This window comes from Georgenia halophila (assembly GCF_039541595.1).
Genome location: NZ_BAABGN010000013.1, coordinates 654,315 through 674,837, shown reverse-complemented (window position 1 = coordinate 674,837; position 20,523 = coordinate 654,315). Strand labels below are relative to the sequence as shown.

16 protein-coding genes are annotated in these 20,523 nt (G+C 72.2%); 1 reads left to right on the top strand and 15 read right to left on the bottom strand.

Annotation, left to right across the window (positions count from 1 at the left end; genetic code table 11):
• Nucleotides 1-26: 26 nt before the first annotated feature.
• From ABD907_RS19220 to ABD907_RS19160, 13 genes are all read right to left on the bottom strand, one after another.
• Complete coding sequence (locus ABD907_RS19220; RefSeq protein ID WP_345218559.1) at nt 27-674, bottom strand: response regulator transcription factor; 648 nt, start codon at nt 672-674, stop codon at nt 27-29.
• On the bottom strand, nt 671-1,795 hold the full coding sequence (locus tag ABD907_RS19215; RefSeq protein WP_345218557.1) for a sensor histidine kinase: 1,125 nt from the start codon (nt 1,793-1,795) through the stop codon (nt 671-673). The genes ABD907_RS19220 and ABD907_RS19215 overlap by 4 nt, the downstream gene beginning before the upstream one ends.
• A gap of 13 nt (nt 1,796-1,808) precedes the next feature.
• Entirely contained in the window at nt 1,809-2,498 is a 690-nt protein-coding gene (locus tag ABD907_RS19210) for a DUF2306 domain-containing protein (protein WP_345218555.1), read from the bottom strand.
• A gap of 95 nt (nt 2,499-2,593) precedes the next feature.
• Nucleotides 2,594-5,146 (bottom strand): ComEC/Rec2 family competence protein, encoded by a 2,553-nt coding sequence (locus ABD907_RS19205; protein WP_345218553.1) that lies wholly within the window; start codon nt 5,144-5,146, stop codon nt 2,594-2,596.
• The gene (locus ABD907_RS19200) at nt 5,143-5,904 is read right to left on the bottom strand and encodes a ComEA family DNA-binding protein (RefSeq protein WP_345218552.1); all 762 of its coding nucleotides are present in this window, start codon (nt 5,902-5,904) and stop codon (nt 5,143-5,145) included. Before ABD907_RS19200 ends, ABD907_RS19205 begins: the two co-directional genes overlap by 4 nt.
• Before the next feature lie 202 nt (nt 5,905-6,106).
• The gene (locus ABD907_RS19195; RefSeq protein WP_345218549.1) at nt 6,107-7,120 is read right to left on the bottom strand and encodes an aldose 1-epimerase; all 1,014 of its coding nucleotides are present in this window, start codon (nt 7,118-7,120) and stop codon (nt 6,107-6,109) included.
• Nucleotides 7,121-7,130: 10 nt separating this feature from the next.
• Nucleotides 7,131-8,216, bottom strand: a complete 1,086-nt coding sequence (locus ABD907_RS19190) for an ArsA family ATPase (protein WP_345218547.1) — start codon at nt 8,214-8,216, stop codon at nt 7,131-7,133.
• Nucleotides 8,207-8,488, bottom strand: coding sequence for a cory-CC-star protein (locus ABD907_RS19185; RefSeq protein WP_345218546.1), 282 nt, complete (start codon nt 8,486-8,488; stop codon nt 8,207-8,209). The genes ABD907_RS19190 and ABD907_RS19185 overlap by 10 nt, the downstream gene beginning before the upstream one ends.
• A gap of 4 nt (nt 8,489-8,492) precedes the next feature.
• Nucleotides 8,493-10,193, bottom strand: a complete 1,701-nt coding sequence (locus tag ABD907_RS19180) for a carbon starvation CstA family protein (RefSeq protein WP_345218544.1) — start codon at nt 10,191-10,193, stop codon at nt 8,493-8,495.
• A gap of 206 nt (nt 10,194-10,399) precedes the next feature.
• The gene (locus ABD907_RS19175) at nt 10,400-12,064 is read right to left on the bottom strand and encodes a BCCT family transporter (RefSeq protein ID WP_345218542.1); all 1,665 of its coding nucleotides are present in this window, start codon (nt 12,062-12,064) and stop codon (nt 10,400-10,402) included.
• 181 nt (nt 12,065-12,245) lie between these two features.
• Entirely contained in the window at nt 12,246-15,155 is a 2,910-nt protein-coding gene (gene leuS / locus ABD907_RS19170) for a leucine--tRNA ligase (protein WP_345218920.1), read from the bottom strand.
• A 269-nt stretch (nt 15,156-15,424) separates the two neighbouring features.
• Nucleotides 15,425-15,871 carry a MarR family winged helix-turn-helix transcriptional regulator gene (locus ABD907_RS19165; protein WP_345218540.1) on the bottom strand — a complete coding sequence of 149 codons (447 nt, stop codon included), beginning with the start codon at nt 15,869-15,871 and terminating at the stop codon, nt 15,425-15,427.
• A gap of 71 nt (nt 15,872-15,942) precedes the next feature.
• On the bottom strand, nt 15,943-17,256 hold the full coding sequence (locus tag ABD907_RS19160) for an ABC transporter substrate-binding protein (RefSeq protein WP_345218539.1): 1,314 nt from the start codon (nt 17,254-17,256) through the stop codon (nt 15,943-15,945).
• Between the two features lie 83 nt (nt 17,257-17,339).
• Here ABD907_RS19160 and ABD907_RS19155 point away from each other — a divergent pair, with 83 nt between their 5' ends.
• Nucleotides 17,340-17,786, top strand: a complete 447-nt coding sequence (locus tag ABD907_RS19155; protein ID WP_345218537.1) for an HIT family protein — start codon at nt 17,340-17,342, stop codon at nt 17,784-17,786.
• A 134-nt stretch (nt 17,787-17,920) separates the two neighbouring features.
• Here ABD907_RS19155 and ABD907_RS19150 read toward each other — a convergent pair whose 3' ends face one another.
• Together ABD907_RS19150 and ABD907_RS19145 are read right to left on the bottom strand one after the other, a co-directional pair.
• A complete protein-coding gene (locus ABD907_RS19150) occupies nt 17,921-18,658 on the bottom strand; it encodes a vitamin K epoxide reductase family protein (RefSeq protein ID WP_345218535.1) in 738 nt (245 codons plus the stop codon).
• A 146-nt stretch (nt 18,659-18,804) separates the two neighbouring features.
• A complete protein-coding gene (locus tag ABD907_RS19145) occupies nt 18,805-20,520 on the bottom strand; it encodes a metallophosphoesterase family protein (protein WP_345218533.1) in 1,716 nt (571 codons plus the stop codon).
• Nucleotides 20,521-20,523 lie beyond the last annotated feature (3 nt).

Sequence of the window (20,523 nt, the reverse complement as noted above, 5' to 3'; positions counted from 1 at the left end):
GCTCGCGTCCCGCCGCACGAACGAGGTCAGGGCCCCGCCCGGCCGCTCTCGTAGGCCCAGCGGGCCACCTCGACCCGGTTGCGCGTGGCCGTCTTCGCCATGATGGCGGCGAGGTGCGTCTTGACGGTGCTGAGCCCGACGTGGAGCTCCTCCCCGATCTCGGTGTTCGTGCGCCCGTGCGCCACGAGCCTCAGGACGGCGGCCTCCCGCTCGGTGAGGGACTCGGCGGGCGCGGGCGGTCGGGGTGCCCGGCGGGCGAAGTGCTGCAGGAGGCGGACCGTCACGGACGGGTCGATCAGCGCGTCCCCGGTCGCCGCCGCCCGGACGGCCTGCAGGAGAAGCTCCGGGCCGGAGTCCTTGAGCAGGAAGCCCCGGGCGCCGGCGGCCAGGGCGGCGTCGACGTACTCGTCCAGGTCGAAGGTGGTGATGACCACCACGGGGATCGGGTCCGCCACGTCGGGGCCCGCCAGTCGGCGGGTCGCCTCCACCCCGTCGAGCACGGGCATCCGCACGTCCATCAGGCAGACGTCCGGCCGGTGTCGACGCGCCAGCTCCACCGCCTCGCGTCCGTCCGCAGCCTCGGCGACCACATCCAGGCCCTGCAGCTCGAGAATGGTCCGCAGTCCCGTCCGCACGATCTCCTGGTCGTCGGCGAGGACGACTCGCACGCTCACGCGCCGGTCCTCGGCAGGGTCGCCGCGACCAGCCATCCGCCGTCGGGGTCCGGTCCCGCCGTGCAGACACCGCCCAGCAGGTCGGCGCGTTCGGCCATCCCGAGCAGACCGAAACCCGGCTCTCGGGTCTGGGCGCCGGCGCCGTCGTCGCGCACCCGCAGGTGCACCACAGCGTCCTCGGCCGTGAGCGTCACGGCGATGCCGGTCGCGTCCCGGGCGTGACGTCGGGCATTGGTCACGGCCTCCTGCGCGATGCGGTAGAGCGCGGCGGTGGTGGCCGGCGCCGGCGGGCCGAGCACCGGGTCCACCGTGACGGTGACGGGCGGTGGTCCGGGGCCGACAAGCCCACGGAGGTCGTCCAGGACGGTTCCTGGACGGCGCGTCGCCGGTCCGTCGTCGTCGCGGAGCGCCCGGACGACGGCGCGCATCTCGCCGAGGGCGTCGCGCGCCTCCGACTCGATGACGGCGAGGGCCGCCTGCGCGGCAGGGTCGTCGGAGGAGAGGCGGCCGGCCTGGGCGCGCACCGCGATGGCGGAGACGTGGTGCGCGACGGTGTCGTGCAGATCGCGGGCGATCTGCTCCCGCTCTCCCGTGCGTGCACGCTCGAGCTCGCGGGTCCTGGCCGCGGCGCGGGCGCGCAGTGCCTCACCGGTCGCGGCGGCGAGGGCGAACACGGCGAGACCTGCTACGACGTCGGCGATCCCGGACCGGTGCGTCACGAGAGTGATCGCCGTCCCGACGAGGAGCACGGCCGAACCGACGATCGCGTCCCGCCCGGAACCCCACCGGAAGAGCGTGTAGGGCAGGGCCAGCAGTGCCACGGTCGTGCCCATGCCTTGGGTCGGCAGGCCGGCGACGAGGTGAGCGAGCTCCAGTCCGTTCAGCACCACGGCCGCCGCGATCGTGGCCGCGAGCGGGTGCGTGCGGCGCCACAGCAGCGCGGCGAGGGCGCAGGCCGCGGCCGCGGTCGACGCGACGGGCCAGGTCAGATCCTGGCGGAGCGCGCCCTCGAGCAACGCACCGGCGACGACGGCGCCGACGATCAGTCGGTCGCGCCGAGGATTGGGGGCCGGCTCTGTGACGCGCGGGCGGTGCCACAGTATCGCCAGACCGTTGCTCACGTGCGGAGCCTAGTCATCGGCGCCGTCTCCGGATGACGAGCTCGGCCACCGCGATGTTGATCGCCCAGCCGAGGTCCATCGTGACGACTCGCATCAGCTCGGTGGGATCCGAGTCGGCGAGAACGATCGGCAGCGAGGTGAGGACCTGGGTGCCGGCTCCCATGGCGAGGGCGTAGGCACGGGTCATCCAGGCTCCGTGCGTGCGGTAGTCGTGCCGACGCAGCGCACGGACGGCGAGGACGATCGCCGCGCCCATGGCCACGCTCACCACGAGGCGCGACACCGTCAGCGGCAGGCCGGCGTCGATGGCCGGCATGTCGTGGGCCAGCGTCATCCACCCGCCGGTGAGTGCGACGACGAGTCCGGTAGGAACCAGGACCGTACCGATGCGGCGGTGCCGGGTGACGTGCCGCCGTCGTGTCCGGGAGGAGAACTGCAGCGCGCCGAGCAGCGCGTACACGGTGGCCGCCACGATGTGCGCGACCACGGGCACCGGAGCCGTCATGAACCGGGCGTTCTCCGGCGTCACGGGCGCGTCGCCGGCGATGTCCGAGACGCGCACTGCGCCGGCAGCGACCGGCACGAGCGCGAGGACGATCAGCGCGACCGGTACCCACCGGCCTGGCCGACGGCCGGAACGGGCAGGGTGTGCGGGGCGGGCGGGGCGCCGTTCGGGTGCCTTCGAGGAGGCGTCGATGCTCATGCTCAGAGCCTGGTCGCCGGCCGCTGCGCGCCACATCGGCCGATCGGTCGGAGCGCGCCGACCGATCGGCGGAGACGGGCCGGCGCCCGCTGGGGTCAGCGGTCGCAGTCGGCGACGGTGGCGAGACCGGCGTCCGAACGGACCACGGTGATCGGGCCGCACTCGTCGGTGCGCAGTACGGGGCCGCTGGGAGCATAGAGGTCGACGGCGGACGGCGCCGGGTGCCCGTAGTCGTTGTCGGCGCCGACGCTGACGAGGGTCAGGCGGGGCGCGAGCGCGGCCGCCAGGGCGGGGTCCTGTCGGGGTGAGCCGTGGTGCGCCATGACGACGACCTCGGGCGTCGGGGCCCGCTCGTCCCGCAGGGCGCGCACCAGGGCGGCCTGCCCGTCGAGCTCGACGTCCCCGAGTGCCACGGCGCTGAGCCCGGGTGCGTCGAGACGGACGACGACGGAGCGGTCGTTGACCGCGTCCGGCGGCAACGTACCGGCCGCCTCGTCGGTGGGCCAGAGCACCTCCCACGCCACGGCACCGGCCACGCCGTCGGAGCGGGCGCCGTCGGACGTGGCCACCAGCACCTCGGCACCGGCTGCGGCGAGCTGGCCGGAGACGGCCGCGACGGTGTCGGCCGGTCGGGCGGCCGGGCTGACCAGGACCTGCTCGACCTCGACGGCGGCGAGGACCTCGGGCAGCCCGCCGACGTGGTCCGCGTGCGGGTGCGTCAGCACCAGCAGGTCGAGGCGCTCGACCCCGGCATCCCGCAGGCACTCCGTTGCGCCGGAGCCGGCCCCGCCCACGTCGACCAGCACGGCCGAGGCCGCGCCGGAGCGCAGCAGGAACGCTCCGCCCTGGCCCACGTCGCACTGCACGGCGACCCAGCCCTCCGCCGGGCCGGTGCCGGGCAGGATCCCGCTGAGGGCCTGCCGCGGGCCCGGGACCACGAGGAGCACGAGCACCAGGGCGGAGACCGGCAGCCACGGGCCGGCTCGTGGCGGGCCGGCGCGGGCCAGCACGGCGATGGCGCCGGCCGTGAGCACGGCCAGCAGCAGGGATCCGGCCACCGTGCCGGGCCACGTCACCTGCGCACCGGGAAGGTCGGCGAAGGTGCGGGCGGCCAACGCGATCCAGGCGGTACAGACCGAGGCGGCCGACACCATCGCCTCGGCGCCGGCGGCCCACCACGGCGCCACCAGCGTCGCGCCGACCCCGAGGACCGTGGCCGGCGGCACCACGGGCGCCGCCATGACGTTGGCCGGGATCGCGTAGACGGAGATCGCCGGCGTCAGGAGCAGCACGACGGGGGCGCAGGCGGCCTGCGCCGCGGCAGGGACCGCCACGACGGTGGCGAGCCAGCGCGGGAGCGCGTGGGAGAGCCAGCGGGCCCAGGGACGGGCGAGGACCACCAGCCCGGCCGTGGCGAGCACGGACAGCGCGAAGCCGAAGGAGCGAGCCAACCACGGGTCGAGCACCAGCAGCGCGACGACGGCGGCGCACAGCCCCGGGAGTGCCCTGGCCGGCCGGCCGAGGAGCAGCGCGGCGAGCACGACGCCGCCCATGACGGCGGACCGGATGACGCTGGGCTCCGGACGCACCAGGGCGACGAAGGCGACGAGCGCGAGGGCACCGACGGTGACGCGCGCCCGCCGCGGCAGCCACACCCCGGCCCCGAGGACTGCCCCGAGGACGATGGCGACGTGGGCGCCCGAGACCGCCGTCAGGTGGGTCAACGAGGTGGCGCGCATGTCGTCCTCGAGGTCCGCGGGCAGCCGGCGGTCGTCCCCGACCGCGATCCCCGGGACGAGGCCCCGACCCTGGGGAGAGAGGTCCTCGGTCACCGCGAGCAGATCGGCCCGCAGGCCACCCACGACGCGCAGGTGCCACGGTGGCCGGGCGGTGCGTTCGGGATGCCGGTCGGTCGTGAGCAGCGCGACGGCCTTGTCCCCCGGTGGTGTCGCGAGCGGCGTCCCGCGAACCCGGACCTGCTCACCGAGCGACAGCGCCGCCCAGGGCGCGGGTCCGAGGACGACGACCGGAGCGTCGGCGGTGGAGACGCGGCCGCGGCCGGACACCTCGGAGACCGTCAGGGTGACGCGGAAGCGGCCTGCGGTCTCCCACTCGCGTGCGGCCACGGCCCGGGGCTCCTCGGCGACGCGGCCGGTCAGCAGGGCGCTCGCGCCCAGCGTGGTCAGCTCGGCGAGCAGGCCGCTGCTGCGCGCATGGACCTGGCCGCCGGCTGAGCCCAGCACGGCCGCGACCACGAGCGCGACGAGCAGCAACGCACCCGCCGGTGGTGTGCGGGACACCGCGCGGTGCCGCGCCGCCGGTCGACGGCGGTGCTCGCGCCGCAGGTGGTGGACGGCGAGGGCAGCCATCGCCAGGCAACCGGCTGCCCCGCCGAGCGCGACGGCGGGCCGTGCGGTGACGGCATGGAAGGCGCCGGCCCAGCCGAGCATCGCGGCAGGGACCAGGCGGACGTCGAGGGGCGCGGGCGGAGGTCCGGTGTCCGTGGACGGGATGCGGCGGCCGCGACCCGAGCGCGAGGCGGTACCGCTGCCGGCGCTCGGGGTGCTGCGGGTGCTCGGGGTGCTGCCGGTGCTCGAGGCGGTCCCGGCCGACGGCATGGCGGACGTGCTCGCGGGTGCGGCACTCACACGGTCACCAGGGGACGAAGGCGCTCCAAGGTTGCCGGCCCGATGCCGGAGACCTGGTCCAGGTCCTCCACCGTCGTGAACGACCCGTTGAGGGCGCGCCACTCGAGGATGCTCGTGGCGAGCGCCGGGCCGATGCCGGGCAGCTCCTCGAGCTGTTCGGCCGTGGCCGAGTTGATGTTCACCGGCGTGCCGGCGCCGCCAGGGCCGCCGCCGTCAGCGTCGCCGGCGCCGTTCGAGCCGGCCACGGCCGGCGGCGCCTCGCCGGCCGCGGGCACGTACACCTGCTCACCGTCGGTCAGGGCCCGGGCTAGGTTGACCGCGCCGAGCTCGGCCTCGGCCGTCGCCCCGCCGGCCGCGTCGACCGCCTCGCCGACCCGTGCGCCGTCGGGCAGCTCGATGACGCCCGGCTCGGCGACTGCGCCGGCCACGTGCACCACCACGGTGCCGGGTTCACCGGTAGCCGCCTCGGACGGTCCGGTGGTGGCCGGCTGCGACGGCCCGGTCGTCGTCACGGCCGGCGGCGGCGGGAGCGGAACCGGCTCGGAGGGGCGGTTCAGCCAGGCGGCGGCCATCACGGCCGCCCCGAGCAGCAGCACGGTCAGCCCGGCGACGACCGCGCTGCGCCGCGAGGGCAGCCAACGCCGGGACGGTGCGACGTCGTCCTCGGGCGTGACCTCCAGGTGACCGGCCGTCGCCGTGTACGCCGCCGAAGCGAGCGCGCGCAACCGTGCGCTCCCGTCCTGCCGGCGTGCGTCCACGCGCCGGACGGTAGGCGGCCCCGAGGGCCCGGTGCCCCGCGACCGGCGTCGGCTGTGGACGAACCGTCATGTCGGCGGCCGATCCACACGGCACCCACCCGATTACCGATCTGGTCGGGTCACCGACACGTGCGCCGAGCACGCCGTCCCTGACCGCGCGCTGATCGTCCGGGCGGCGGTCGGGGGCGGTCGGAGCGGACGCTCAGCCGCGCCGGTAGACGACCTCGGCACGCAGCCGGCGGGTGCTGCCCGGCGCGAGTGTCATCGCCTCGGGGTCCCGGTTCAGCGTGTCCGCCCCGAAGCTGCACGGCTCCACCGCCATCGAGGCCCGTCGGTCGCGCGCCAGGATGTCACCGGTGAAGACGTGCACGATCCGCGACTCGTCCGGGTCCTGACGCAGGGTGAGCGAGTCACCGGTTCGGGGCGAGCGGATCACCGAGGTGACGCTGCCGTCGCTGCCGGGGATCAGGTCGGTGAAGGCCTGGTCCACGACGGCGTCGCCGACGGGGCCGAGGCCAATGTCGCCGGCAGGTTCCACGGTCTCGAACGCGGCGTCCCCCGGCAGCGGGATGAGCCCCTCGTCGATGATCACCCGGGTGCGTGCGGGTACGGACAGCTCGAGGTCGTCGATGGTCTCGTGGCCGGGAAGCCGGAAGTAGGGGTGCCAGCCGAGCCCTGCCGGGGCGTCCTCGTCCCCCGTGTTGGTGGCCGTGAGCTCCACCGTCAGCGTGGGCTGCCCGTCCGCACCGGTCTCCAGGCCGTAGGTGACCGTCACGTCGACGGAGAACGGGTAGCCGGCGTGCTCGTCCGGGGCGATCGACGTGACCAGGGTGAGGCGGGGCTCGGCCGCTCCGGCGTCGCCGCGGAGCTCGAAGTCGGCCTGGCTGACCAGCCCGTGCAGGCCGTCCCGGACCCCGGTCTCGCCGGGCTGGACGTCGTACTCCGTGCCTCTCCAGGTGTAGCGGCCGTCCCTGATCCGGTTGGACCAGGGGGCCAGCACGGCGTTGCGGAACCCGTCCCGGGCGTTCAGCTCCTGCCCGGACCGGTAGCCGTCGCTGAGATCGACCAGCTCGCCGTCCTCCCCCGGGACCTGCCAGGACAGGATGGTCGCGCCCGTGCGGGCCACCACCAGCCGAGCCCCGTCGGCCTGTGTCAGCACCCAGGTGGGTGCGCCGTCGATCTGTCCGCTCTCGATGTGCTTCGTCGACTCGTTCACGGCCCCCAACCTACTGCCGAGCGTCGTGGGCCGTCCCGCCGACCTCCGCCGCGAGTCGTGCCACGCCCGGCTCGCCAAGGACGTCGCCGGCCAGCAGCGGTAGCTCGACCACCGGCACGCCGGGCAACTCCCGACGTACGTGCGCCAGATGAGTGGCCTCCAGGCGGTGCCGCTCGGCGAGCAGCTCCCCGGCACCGGTCGGCGAGCGCCGATTCACCACGAGCGCGCCGACGTCCACGCCGGTGCGGGCCAGCTGCCCGTGCAGCTCGACGGTCTCCAGCACCGGCACCCGCTCGGCGACGAGAACGATGACGAAGCTCGTGCGGTCGCCGTCGAGCATGACCTCACGCATCCGGACGAACCGGGCACGACGCCGCTCGAGGATCCGGCGGAGCTCGGCGTCGCGGTCGGCCTTGCCGGGCGGCGCGCCGGCCTTGTCGTCGGGTCCGCCGGGGTCGTCCGTCCCGCCGGTGCCGTCGTGCCGGGTGCGGCGGCGGCCACCCAGCAGCTCCGCCGCGCCGTCGTCCGGGTCGAGACGCCGCATCGCGGCGCCGAAGCGCGACGAGCGTTGCTGACGTCGGAGCAGTCCATCAGTCCAGGCGGACATCGTCTCCGGCAGCGCCATGAGGCGGGCGGTGTGCCCTGACGGCGCGGTGTCGAAGACGACGAGGTCGTACTCCTCGAGGCCCGTCTCGAGCGTCTCGGCGATCCGCTCCAGGATCGCGGCCTCGTGGGTGCCGGGGGCGTCGCGGGCCAGCTGGAGGTGCCTGTCGACCTCGCCCGCCAGGTGCTCGGGCATGAACCGCCGCATGGTGGTCCGCACGGCCGCGAGGTGCTCCTCGGTGGTCCGGCCGGGATCGATCTCGAGCCCGTCCAGCCGTCCGCCGGGAGCCTGCGCGAGCTGGGTGCGGCGGTCGCCCACGGCCCGGCCCCACAGGTGCCCGAGGTTGTGCGCCGGGTCGGTGGAGACGACGAGGACGTGCCGGCCCGCACGGGCCTGGCCGAGGGCCAGGGCGGAGGCGACCACGGTCTTGCCGACGCCGCCCTTGCCGCCGACGAAGAGGACGCGCCGCTCCGCGGCGAGGTTCAGCAGCACCCGATGTGCTCCAGCGGCGAGCGGTCCATGCCCATGCGGCGGTGCCAGTCGTGGAAGCGCTCGTACATGACGGGCAGCAGCTCGGCCGTGTAGTAGCCGGCGGGGTTCGGCACGCCGAGCGCCTCACCGAGCACGATCATCATGAACAGGTCGTCCTCGTCGCGGCGTGCCCGCGCGAACGTCCGCCGGTACGGGGCTGCGTAGAACTCCCGAAGCCCCGCGGCCAGGCGGGTGCCCGCCTGGCGGGCACCCGCGGACCGGGCGAGCTTCACGCGCTCACCCGCCCGAGGCCGCCACGACGTCGTCCTCGGCGTCGTCGTCCACCGGTGGCGCCTTCTTGGCGCTGACCATCGCGGAGATCGCCTCGACGATGACCCAGATGGCGGCGACGAGGATGATGACGTCAAGCACCACGAGCAGCCAGTTGCCTTCGCTGTACCAGCCGCCGAGCTGCACGATGAGCGCGTAGACCGTCATCGTCAGCAGGAACACGAGCGGGATGAGGACCGGGACGATCGTGCGGCCCTTGCGCAGCAGCATGATCGCGACGATCGACAGCGTCAGGCCGGCGAGCAGCTGGTTCGTGGTGCCGAAGAGCGGCCAGATCGTCAGGCCACCCGAGCCGTCGGCACCAGCCCCGAACGACAGGCCGAGAGCGACGCCCACGGCGATCACCGTCGAGACGACGGTCCCGACCTTGACGCCGACCAGGCCGCCGGCCTCCTGGATGACGAACCGTTGCAGCCGCACGCCGGTGTCCATGGTGGTCGCCGCGAACAGCACGGCCATCGTCGCCAGGATGGTGGCGCTGAGCGAGGCGGGAAGCCCGAGGCCGGCGTTGACGATCGCGCCACCGCCCTCGACGAAGGCGCCGGCACCGCCCTGGCCGAACGCCGAGTACACAGCCTCCCAGTCGGCCAGCGTCCGGTATCCGGCCGTGGCCGCGATGATCGAGCCGAGCGCCAGCAGGCCCTCGCCCACCGCGCCGAAGTAGCCGACGAACTTCGCGTCGGTCTCCTTGTTCAGCTGCTTCGAGGACGTTCCGGAGGAGACCATGCCGTGGAAGCCGGAGACCGCTCCGCACGCGATGGTCACGAACAGCAGCGGCACCATGCTCGGCGTGCCCGCCGGCACGGCGTCGTTCATCGCGGGCGCGACGACGGTCGGCGAGGCGATGAGGACGCTGACGAAGAGGATGCCGAGGCCGATGAACAGCTGCAGGCCGTTGATGTAGTCACGCGGCTGCAGCAGCACCCACACGGGCAGCATCGAGGCGATGCCCGCGTAGAGGAACAGCACCACGATCCAGAAGGAGGTGGCGGACATGCCCAGCACGGTCTCGGGCAGCTCGACCGGGAACCGGTCACCGAGCAGGATCAGTCCGTAGAGGGCGACGACGCCGACCACCGAAACCACCGGGAGGCTCATCTTGGCCCGGTAGATCGCCTGACCGATGAGGAGGGCGACCACGACCGCGCCCCAGGCGGGGATGACCGCGGTGGGGGTGTCGACCAGCAGCCCGGCGATGACGACCGCGAAGGTCGCGTTCACCATGAGCAGCAGCAGGAAGATCACGACGAGGAACAGGTTCCGGCCGTGCGTGCCGATGTACCGGCCGGACAGCGCGCCGATGGACTGACCACGGTTGCGCACCGAGGCCCACAGGGCACCGAGGTCGTGCATGCCGGCGAAGAAGACGGTGCCCAGCGTGACCCACAGGAAGGCCGGCAGCCAGCCCCAGATCACGGCGACGGCCGGCCCGACGATCGGTGCCGCGCCGGCCACCGAGGTGAAGTGGTGACCCCACAGGATGTACTTGTTCGTGGGGACGTAGTCCACGCCGTCCTGCTGGGTGTGCGCGGGCGTGGTGCGTGCCGGGTCGAGCCGGTACAGGCGCGAGCCGAGGTACTTGCCGTAGAGCAGGTACCCGGCGATCACCATCGCGATCCCGATGACCGCGAGGATCAGAGAGTTCATGGCGGGCTCCGATCGTCGTCGACTGGTAGCGGCGGCCGGCGCCTCGCCCGTCGTCGACGACGGGAACACCGGACGACATGGGTCAACGTGCTGGGCAGCACACTAGCGGAACCGGCCTTCCGGTACGCGAGAGGCACGCCGCCCCGTGGCTGGTGCCGGCCGGCGGGCGGCGGACCGCGGACAGCCGAGGGCACCGGCGCGGCCGTTCACTCCTCCCGACGTGCCGCGGGTTCCCTGGTTGGTGGAGGCCCTGAGTCCGTGCGTCTCCCGAGGTCGACGCCCTCGAACTTCAGCGCCAGCGCCTTCTTGCGCTCCTGGCCCAGGCCCTTGATCAGCGCGAAGACCATGAGGAACACGAGGATGAAGATCGGCAGGCCGATGACGGTGATCACCTGCTGCAACGCGGCCAGGCCCTCGTCCCCGCCGAGCCAGATCAGGGACGCGGCGAGGAAGCCCTCGGAGACGCCCCAGAACACGCGCTGCCGCGTCGGACCGGCGTCCGTGGTGCCGACGCAGAGCATGTCGACCACCAGCGACGCGGAGTCCGACGAGGTCGCGAAGAACAGCGCGACGACGACGACGGCGATGCCCTGGATCAGCGTCGCGGCCGGAAAGTTGGAGAAGAACTCGAACATGGCCAGCGGGACGCTCTCGTCGACGGCGGCGGAGATCGGTCCGCCGTCGCTGCCGATGCCGTCCAGCTCCATGGCGGACCAGCCGAAGATCGCGAACCAGACGAGCGTGAACACCGACGGCGCCACGAGCACCCCGAGGACGAACTGCCGGATCGTCCGGCCTCGGGAGATGCGTGCCAGGAACACGCCCATGAACGGCGCCCAGGTGACGGTCCACGCCCAGTAGAAGACCGTCCAGTCACCGGACCAGCCCCAGCCGCCCTCCTTGGTGAACTGGGCCATGGCGTCGTTCCAGAAGGCCAGGCGGGGCAGGTCCTGGGCGTACTGGCCGGCGCTCTCGATGATCTGACGCAGCAGGAAGACGGTCTCACCGGAGAACAGCACGAAGAGCATCAGGCCCACGGCCATGAGGATGTTGATGTTCGACAGGCGCTTCACGCCCTTGTCCAGACCGGCAACGATCGAGGCGACGGCGACGGCGGTCAGCACGGTGATGACCGCGAGGCGGGTTCCTGTGCCGTTCGGGATGGCCGGCACCAGGGCGTGCAGTCCGGCGCCGACCTGCGACGTGCCGAGCCCGAGGGAGACCGCGAGTCCGAACAGGGTGCCGATGACGGCGAACACATCGATGGCCTTGCCGATCGGCCCGTGGATGCGCTCCTTGAGGAACGGGTAGAACACCGAGCTGACCCGCAGCGGCAGCTTGAAGCGGTACACGAAGTACCCGAACGCGAGTCCGGGCAGGGTGAAGATCGCCCAGGTGTGCAGGCTCAGGTGGTAGAGCGAGATCGACATCGCGTCCTGGGCGGCCTGCGCCGAGTGCGGGTCGACGCCCGCGAACGGCGGGTTCGAGAAGTGCGAGATCGGCTCGGCCACGCCCCAGAACATGAGGATCGTGCCGATGCCGCCGGCGAAGAGCATCGCGAACCAGGAGAGGTTGCTGTACTCCGGACGTGAGTCGTCAGCTCCGAGCCTCAGGTGCCCGTACCGGCTCAGGGCGACGTACGCGAGGAAGAGCAGCCACGCCGTCACGCCCACGATGAAGAACCACCCGAGGTTGGTGACGATCCACTCGCGGCCGGTCCCGAACACCGTGCCGATCTGCGCGGGGAAGGCCAGCAGGAGCAGCAGGAAGAGGATCATCAGCCCGGCCGACACGAAGAAGATGGTCGGGTTCGTGCGTAGGCCCAGTCGCTTCGCCAGGGACTCCAGCATGGTGTGTGAACCTCTCGTCATCGAAAGAGTCTCGGGTGATGGCCCGGGGGTCCGCACCACCTTTGAGGTTTTCGAGCGAAATGTCCAGCACCCGTGCCGCGTGAGGGCTACAGCCCACAATCGAGGGCGCCAGGTGGAACAGTAGCCCTCGGCGCGAGGAGTAGCCCTCGCGCGGCGGGTGCTTGTGGCGAGCGGCGGGGCGTCACTCGGGGACGATGTTGACCAGCTTGGGCGCCCTGATGATCACCTTGCGCACGCCGCGCTCACCCAGCGACCGCTGCACCGCCGCAGAGGCCAACGCCCGCTCGCGCAGGTCGTCCTCCCCGACCGACGGCGGGACCTCCAGCCGGTCACGTACCTTGCCTCCCACCTGGACGACGCACGTGACGGTCTCCTCGATCAGGAGGGCGGGATCCGCCGTCGGGAAGGGCTCGTGCGCCAGCGACTCGGCGTGCCCCAGGCGCGACCACAGCTCCTCGGCGATGTGCGGAGCCACCGGCGCGACCATCAGCACCAGCGGCTCCACGGCCTCGCGCGGCACCCGCTCCAGGGACGTCAGGTGGTTGTTCAGCACGATCATCCTGGCGATCGCGGTGTTGACCCGCATCGCGGACATCTCGGACTCCACCTGGTCCACCGTCCTGGCCACCAGGCGGCGGGTCGCCTCGTCGCCAGAGGCGTCGACCACGGTGGTCTCCCCCGTCGCCTCGTCGACCACGTTGCGCCACAGCCGCTGCAGGAACCGCTGCGACCCGACGACTGCGCGGGTGTCCCAGGGCCGGGAGTCGTCCAACGGACCCATGGACATCTCGTACACGCGGAAGGTGTCGGCGCCGTAGGAGGCATACATCTCGTCCGGCGTGACGATGTTCTTCAGGGACTTGCCCATCTTCCCGTACTCCCGGGTCACCGGCTCCCCGCGCCAGACGTACGCGGACCCACCGGGGGTGTCGTCCGGGTCGGCGCCGGGGACCTCCTGCACCTCGTCCGCGGGGACGTACTGCCCCCGCGCGTCGGCGTAGGCGTAGGCCTGGATGTAGCCCTGGTTGAACAGCTTGTGGAACGGCTCCGACGAACTGATGTGCCCCAGGTCGTACAGGACCTTGTGCCAGAAGCGCGCGTACAGCAGGTGCAGGACCGCGTGCTCGACGCCGCCGACGTACAGGTCCGTCCCGCCCGAGGGCTTGCCCTCGCGCGGCCCCAGCCAGTACTGCTCGATCTCCGGGTCGACGAGCGCCTTGTCGTTGGTGGGGTCCAGGTACCGCAACTCGTACCAGGACGAGCCGGCCCAGTTCGGCATCGTGTTGACCTCGCGCCAGTAGGTGCGCGGCCCGTCCCCCAGATCGAGCTCCACCTCGACCCACTCCGGGACGCGGCCCAGCGGCGGCTCCGGCTCCGAGGTCACGTCGTCCGGGTCGAAGGTGCGCGGCGCGTAGTCGGGCACCTCGGGCAGCTCGACGGGCAGCATCTCGGTCGGCAGCGCGTGCGGACGGCGGTCCTCGTCGTAGACGATCGGGAAGGGCTCGCCCCAGTACCGCTGCCGCGAGAACAGCCAGTCCCGCAGCCGGAAGGTCGTCGTGCCGCGGCCCGTACCCGCGGACTCCAGCCAGCGGGTGATTGCCGCCTTGGCCTCGCTCACCTCCATGCCGTTCAGCGAGATCTCGTCGTTGGCGGAGCTGATGGCCGGACCCTCACCGCTGTAGGCCTGGCCCTCGAAGTCCTCGGGCGGCTGGACGGTGCGCACGATCGGCAGGTCGAAACGCTCGGCGAACTCCCAGTCCCGCTGGTCCTGCCCGGGCACTGCCATGATCGCGCCGGTCCCGTAGCCCATGAGCACGTAGTCGGCGGTGAAGACCGGCAGCGCCGCGCCGTTGACCGGGTTGGTGGCGTAGACACCGGTGAAGACACCGGTCTTGGTCCGGCCCTCGTCCTGCCGCTCGGCATCGGTCTTCGCCGCGGCCTCGCGCTGATAGGCCCGGACCGCCTCGGCGGGGCCGGCGGCGCCACCGGTCCAGGACTCCGGCACGCCGTCGGGCCACCGCGCCGGGACGCCGCCGTCCGCCAGGAGGGGGTGCTCCGGGGACACGACCATGAACGTCGCCCCGAACAGGGTGTCGGGCCGCGTGGTGAACACGGTCAGCGGCTCGCGGCCGTCGACGGCGAAGTCGACGTCGGCGCCGTACGAGCGCCCGATCCAGTTGCGCTGCATGGTGCGGATCTGGTCCGGCCAGTCGATCGTGTCCAGGTCGTCCACCAGCCGGTCGGCGTAGGCGGTGATGCGCAGCATCCATTGGCGCAGGCTGCGCTTGTACACCGGGAAGTTGCCACGCTCCGAGCGACCCTCCGAGGTGACCTCCTCGTTGGCCAGCACGGTTCCCAGGCCCGGGCACCAGTTGACCGGGGACTCGGAGACGTAGGCCAGACGCTGGGAGTCAAGGACGTCGCGCCGCTCGTCCTCGGTCAGCTCGCTCCAGGCCCGGCCGTCCGGCGTCGGGCGCGTGCCGGCCGTCAGCTCCGCCTCCAGCTCGGCGATGGGACGGGCCCGGCCGGTTCCGCCGTCGCCGCGCGGAGCCTCCGGGTCGTAGAAGGAGTCGAAGATCTGCAGGAAGACCCACTGGGTCCACTTCATGAAGTCCGGGTCCGTGGTCGCGAAGGTACGCCGCTCGTCGTGCGCCAGGCCGAGGCGGCGCAGCTGGACCCGCATGTTCGCGATGTTCTGCTCGGTGGTGGTCCGTGGGTGCTGCCCCGTCTGGACGGCGTACTGCTCGGCGGGCAGCCCGAAGGCGTCGTAGCCCAGCGCGTGCAGGACGTTCTTGCCCTTCATCCGCTGGTAGCGCCCGATCACGTCGGTGGCGATGTAGCCCAGCGGGTGGCCGACGTGCAGGCCCTTGCCCGAGGGGTAGGGGAACATGTCCATCAGGTAGAACCGCTCAGCCGGCACCTCGGCGTCCGCGAGGTCACCGACCGGGTTGACGGCGTGGAACGTGCCGCGCTCCGACCACCGCTGCTGCCAGGCCAGCTCGATGTCGTTGGCGAGCCCGGCGGTGTAGCGGTACGGCGGCACGTCGGTGCTGCCACCGGTCCCGGCTGCTCCGGTGGCGGCGTCGACCATCGTGTCGGCAGCGTCCTGGTCCTTGCTCATGGCATTTCCTCGGCGTCGTGGGTGGTGGTGGTCCCTGACATGGAAAAACCTCCCGTGCAGGGAGGCGAGCCGCGCTGGTGCGGCACCCGTCGGGCGCCCGCTGAGGTCAGCGCGGCCGGGTAAGGAGGAACACCACGGCCGTCATGGCTACACAGACTAGCGCAGGCGCCGAGAAGCCCGCGTTTCCGGCTCGTCGGCGGAGATGACCGAGGGACGCCGAGGCGACGGCACAGCCGACGTCACGGGCGACGGCGCAGCTTCGTCGTCAGGTGCATGAGCGTGCGCAGCTCCTCCTGCGTCAGGGCTCCGCCGACGTGCTGCCGGATGCTGCGCACGTGTCGGCGGCCGATGGCGCGCTGCAGCTCTGCGCCGTCCTCGGTGAGGGACACGACGACGCCTCGCGCATCGTCGTCGGCCCGCTCGCGGCGCACGAGTCCGCGCTGCTCCAGTCGCTCGACCATGCGACTCATGCTGGGCTGGCTGATGAGGATCTTCTCGTTGAGCTCACGCAGCCGTAGCCGGCCACCCTTCGCGCGGCTGAGGGTGAACAGGACGTCGTACTCCCGCGCACGCAGCGGTGCGAAGTCGTCGTTCTCCTCGAACCGGCGCATGAGCGTCACCTGCGCGCGGAAGAGCGACTCCCACGCCTCGGCGGCGAGTCGCGCGCTGACGCCACGGTCGTTCACGGCCTACCACCCCCGTAGTGTCCACGCCCGACAAACATGTCTTCACATGAACACTACGGGGTCACCCTCGCTCAGCCGGAGACCATCGCCTGCGCCTCGGCGGTGAACTGCTCGGCGGCCTCCTCGGGCGTGATCTGGCCGAAGAGCACCTCGAAGGTGATCCGCTGGACGAGCGGCTCGATGTCGCTCGCGCCGGCGGGCGTCAGCGGCGGCGGCTCACCGACCTCGTCGGATACCTCCTCGAGGAACGACACGACCTCCTGGTCCTCGGGGCTCAGGTTGTCGGTGATCCCCTCGCGGATCTCGAGGTTGCTCGGGACACCACGCTCGACGAGCAGGATGTCGCCGGCCTTCTCGGAGTTGACGAGGAAGTCGACGAATCGCGCTGCCTCCTCGGGGTGGTCGGTGTTCTGGGAGATCGACCAGAACATCGACGGCTTGTTGTAGGTGCCGCGGTCGTCCGAACCCGCGGAGAGGGGCGGCCGCAGCAGGAGGAGCTCCTGACCGCTGGACTCGGACAGCGCCCGGTACTGGTTCGACCACCACGTCCCGAAGGCCGCCTGGTTCGTGGCGGTGCCGCTGGCCTCCTGACCCGCCGTGACCTGCTCCTGGGCGGTCGACGCCGGGTTCGCGGCGCCCGACTCGGTCAGGTCGAGGACGTACTGCCAGAACGACGCGAGCGTCTCCGGGCTGGCGCCGAGCTCACCCTCGTCGGTCCAGAGCGTCTCGCCGTGCTGCTTCGCCCAGACCTGGAGCGGGCTGTCACCGGTGCCGAGGTACTGCATCCCCACGGCGTCATCGACGTTCTCGGTGACCTGCTGCGACAGTTGGCTGAGGTCGTCCCACGTCCACGTCTGGTCGTCCGGCGGCTCCACGCCCGCCTGCGACAGCAGGTCGGCGTTGGCGACGACGGAGTAGGTGTTCACCGAAGTCACGAGGGCGAACAGCTGGCCGTCCACCTCGCCCGCGGGCAGCACCGTGGGGTCGATGTTCTCGGTGCTCAGCGCGTCCTGGGAGTACAGGTCCATCAGGAGGCCCTGGTCGGCATAGGTACGCAGGTACTTCTCGTCCATCTGGATCACGTCGGGCAGGTCGCCCGCCGCCGCCGTGGTGGACAGGCGGTCCCAGTAACCGCTCCAGTCCGCGTTCTCCCGGCTGACCGTGATCCCGGGGTTCTCTTCCTCGAAAGCGGCGATGGCCTCGTTGGTGAGCTCGTTGCGCAGGTCGTTCCCCCACCACGCGAAGCGGAGCTCGACGTCCCCACCGCCACCGCCGTCGTCGCCGTCAGAGCCTCCGCCGTCCGGTTCTTGCGCGCAGGCCGCCACCAGGCTGGTAGCCACCGCGAGTGCCGCCACGGCGACGAGCCGTCCACGTCCGTTCCGCATGTCTTCTCCCCTTCGAGTGAAACCGCTTACACAGCCTAGCGGCGTACCGCCACATCACGCGAGCACGTGCCACGATGAGGGCCATGAGCGTGTTCATGAAGATCATCGACGGCGAGATCCCCGGCCGGTTCGTCTGGGCCGACGACGTGTGCGTCGGCTTCGGCACGATCGCCCCGATCACCGACGGTCACGTGCTGGTGGTGCCGCGCGAGGAGATCGAGGAGTACACCACCGCGGACGACACGACGGTCGCGCACCTGTCCGTCGTGGCGAAGCGGATCGGGGCGGCGCAGCAGGCCACGTTCAGCTCCCCGCGCGCAGCGGTGCTGGTGGCCGGCTTCGAGGTCGCGCACCTGCATCTGCACGTGCTGCCGGCCTGGGACGAGCGTTCCCTCCGGTTCGACAACGCCCGACCGGACCTGCCCGCCGAGCAGCTCGATGCCGCGATCGAGCAGGTACGGGCGGCGCTGCGGGACGCCGGCCACGGCGGCAACGTCCCGCTGGAGATGTCCTCCCCCGCGCTAGGCTGACCTCTGCGCGCCCGGCAGCCCCGCCGAGAGCAGCCGATAGGACCATAAGCGGTCGTTCGAACATCCGCTCTCGGCATGGCTGCCTGCTCTCGGCGAGCGCCAGTCAGCGGGACGCGGTGCTGGAGAACGGTGGGTCAGGCCAGCACGATCATCCACTGGCTCCAGAAGACCACCACGGCGAGCACGACGACGATCAGGTACCAGAGCGCGACGATGAGCCACCGCTCGAGCACCAGGAAGCGGCGCAGCCGTTCGCCGACGCGCACGTGACCGGCCTGGACAGCGCGGGCGAGGACGTTGACGAAGATCGGGATGGTCACGAGCCAGACCACGAGGCAGTACGGGCACAGCATCCGGATGTCGACGAACGCCTGGTACTGGAACCAGAAGACGCAGCCGATGGCGCCGGCGGCACCGACGGTGAGCGCCACCCAGAACCACCGCGCCGGGCGGACACCGGCGAGGAACAGCACGCCGATCGTCAGGACCGCGGAGAAGGCGACGGTGCCGATCACCGCGTTGGGGACCCCGAGCGCGTGTGCCTGCCAGGTGGTGATGAAGCTGCCGCACCCGATGATCGGGTTGACGTCGCACGCGAGCACGGCGTTCGGGTCGCCCGCCACCTTGATCTCGGACAGCACCAGCTCGACCGCCGCCCACAGCCCGAGCAACCCGCCGATCACCAGGAGCCAGGCGAGCTCACGGGGCGCGCCACCGGCACGCTGGTGCTCGCTCGGACGGGCCTTGTCGAGCCTGGCCAGCTCCGCGTCGATCGCCTCGAGCTCGTCATCGGTGGGGTCGTCGGCGTGGTCGTCGACCTCGTCGCCGGCGCCCTCGGCGCCGCCGATCCGCGTGTGGCGGGATCCGTTCACGAAGCGTCCCTCTCGTCAGGTCGGGTCAGCACTGTGTCCTCCTGGCACCGTGTGTGTCGGCATGTGCCGCTCGGCGTGTGGGTCGGCGTGTGGGTCGGCGTGTGGGTTGGCGCCGCGTCGTCGTCCCGGTCAGCAGTATGCGGCCCTCACCCGTCCGGCGGGGGCACGGGGAACGGCTTCCACTCCCCCAGGTGCACGGCGGCTTCGGTGTCGATGACCACGCGGCGGTAGTCCAGCGGTGTCCCCGTGGTCCGGTCGATCCGCATGATGGTGATCTCGGCGTCGGAGGACAGCGGACCGACGGTGGCTCCGCCGCCGGCGCCGCCGCCGCTGGAGGTGCTGACGTACCGGACGCCGGAACCGAACACCTCAGGGCCCACGGTGCGGTGCCAGTGCCCGGACAGCTGCAGGTTCGCGCAGCTGCTCTCCAACGTCGCGATGCCCGCCCTGGGGTTGTGGACGAGCAGGACGTCGACGCCCCGCGCGCCGCCCTCGCCGTCCGCCTCGCCCGCGTCTTCGGCCTCGCAGGCGATCTCGGCGAGACGCTCGCCCATCTCGTCCACGGTCTCCTCCCGCTCCTGCACGGTGCCGGAGCCTACGGCGGTCAGCGTGGGATCGGTGTCGCCGAGGAACCGCACGCCCGCGATCTCGACGATCTCGCCCTGCAGGACCGTCCAGCCCACCTCGCGCTCCTGCTCAGCGGTGGTGATCGAGTCGTGGTTCCCGGTCCCGACGACGACGGGGACGTCGTCGGGGACTGCGCGGTCGAAGGCGTCGATGCAGTAGGACTCCACCGAGGTACCGCTGACGACGGTGTCGCCGGCGTCGATGAGAGCCGCCGCGCCGGTCTGCTCGAGCGCCGTCCCGATGACGGTGGCCATGCCCACGTTGCAGTGCAGGTCGGCCACCATGACGAAGGTGACGGGATCGAGCTCGCTCTGCTGCGGCGTCGGGGATGTCTCGTCGGCCTCCGGTGAACCGGTAGCCGTGGGTTCGCCGGGCGAGGTCTCGGCCCCGGTCGGGGTCTGCGGCGCTTCGACCGTCGCACCGACCACTGGCGGCTGTTCGGGCTCGGACTCCAGAGCCGAGGCGAGGTTGTTCGCCGCGAGGTCGTAGAAGGCGTCGTTCTCCTCGACGATCTCGCGGACCTGCTCGCCGTACACGGCGACGATGTCCGCCAGCCTGCCCGTGATCCGCGCGCCCTCCAGCGGCGTACCGTCGAGCACGTCGGGGCTGTAGCCGTCGGGCTCGTCGCGCCGTACCTCCGGGACGACGACGGCGGCCGTCCCGCCCACCAGGACCGCTCCCGCGAGCACCGCCACACCGGGTTTCGCCAGGGCTCGGCGCATCTCGTCGCGCAGGTGGCCACCCGCCGCCAGCCGGCCGGCGGCGACGGCGACCAGCAGCAGCGACCAGGTGACCGCTGTCCGGCCGAGCGCGTCGGTGACGAGCCCGCGGACCGCGTCGGCGACCGCCGCCTCGGGGTGGGAGACGAGCTGGCCGTAGGCGGACAGGTCGGCGAGCAGCCCGGGAACCGGCGAGTCCTCCGCCGTCGCGCGTTCGACGTCGGTCGGGATCTGGTGCACCACGACCTCGACGCCGAGCGGCCCGGGCAGCGGGGACTCGAGCAGCACCGCGCCGAGCGGTCCCATGTGGAAGGAGATCCGGCTGTCCAGGCTCATGCTGTAGTCGGCCTCGTGCGGACCCAGGGACGAGCGCGTGGACGCCGTCGTCACGCCGACGGTGAGGGCGACCACGCCGGAGACCAGGAGCACCACCGTCGTGCGGATGATCTTCCGCGTGAGCGGTGTCTGGCGGTGCCACCACTCGAAGCGGTGACCGCCCCCGGCTGTGTCCTCCATCGA

Bases quoted from the DNA above. Each gene is read 5' to 3' on its own strand.
- ABD907_RS19155 (WP_345218537.1), top strand. From the start codon at position 17,340: ATGAGCGTGTTCATGAAGATCATCGACGGCGAGATCCCCGGCCGGTTC.
- ABD907_RS19210 (WP_345218555.1), bottom strand. From the start codon at position 2,498: ATGAGCATCGACGCCTCCTCGAAGGCACCCGAACGGCGCCCCGCCCGC.
- ABD907_RS19180 (WP_345218544.1), bottom strand. From the start codon at position 10,193: ATGAACTCTCTGATCCTCGCGGTCATCGGGATCGCGATGGTGATCGCC.
- ABD907_RS19160 (WP_345218539.1), bottom strand. From the start codon at position 17,256: ATGCGGAACGGACGTGGACGGCTCGTCGCCGTGGCGGCACTCGCGGTG.
- ABD907_RS19175 (WP_345218542.1), bottom strand. From the start codon at position 12,064: ATGACGAGAGGTTCACACACCATGCTGGAGTCCCTGGCGAAGCGACTG.
- leuS (WP_345218920.1), bottom strand. From the start codon at position 15,155: ATGGTCGACGCCGCCACCGGAGCAGCCGGGACCGGTGGCAGCACCGAC.
- ABD907_RS19145 (WP_345218533.1), bottom strand. From the start codon at position 20,520: ATGGAGGACACAGCCGGGGGCGGTCACCGCTTCGAGTGGTGGCACCGC.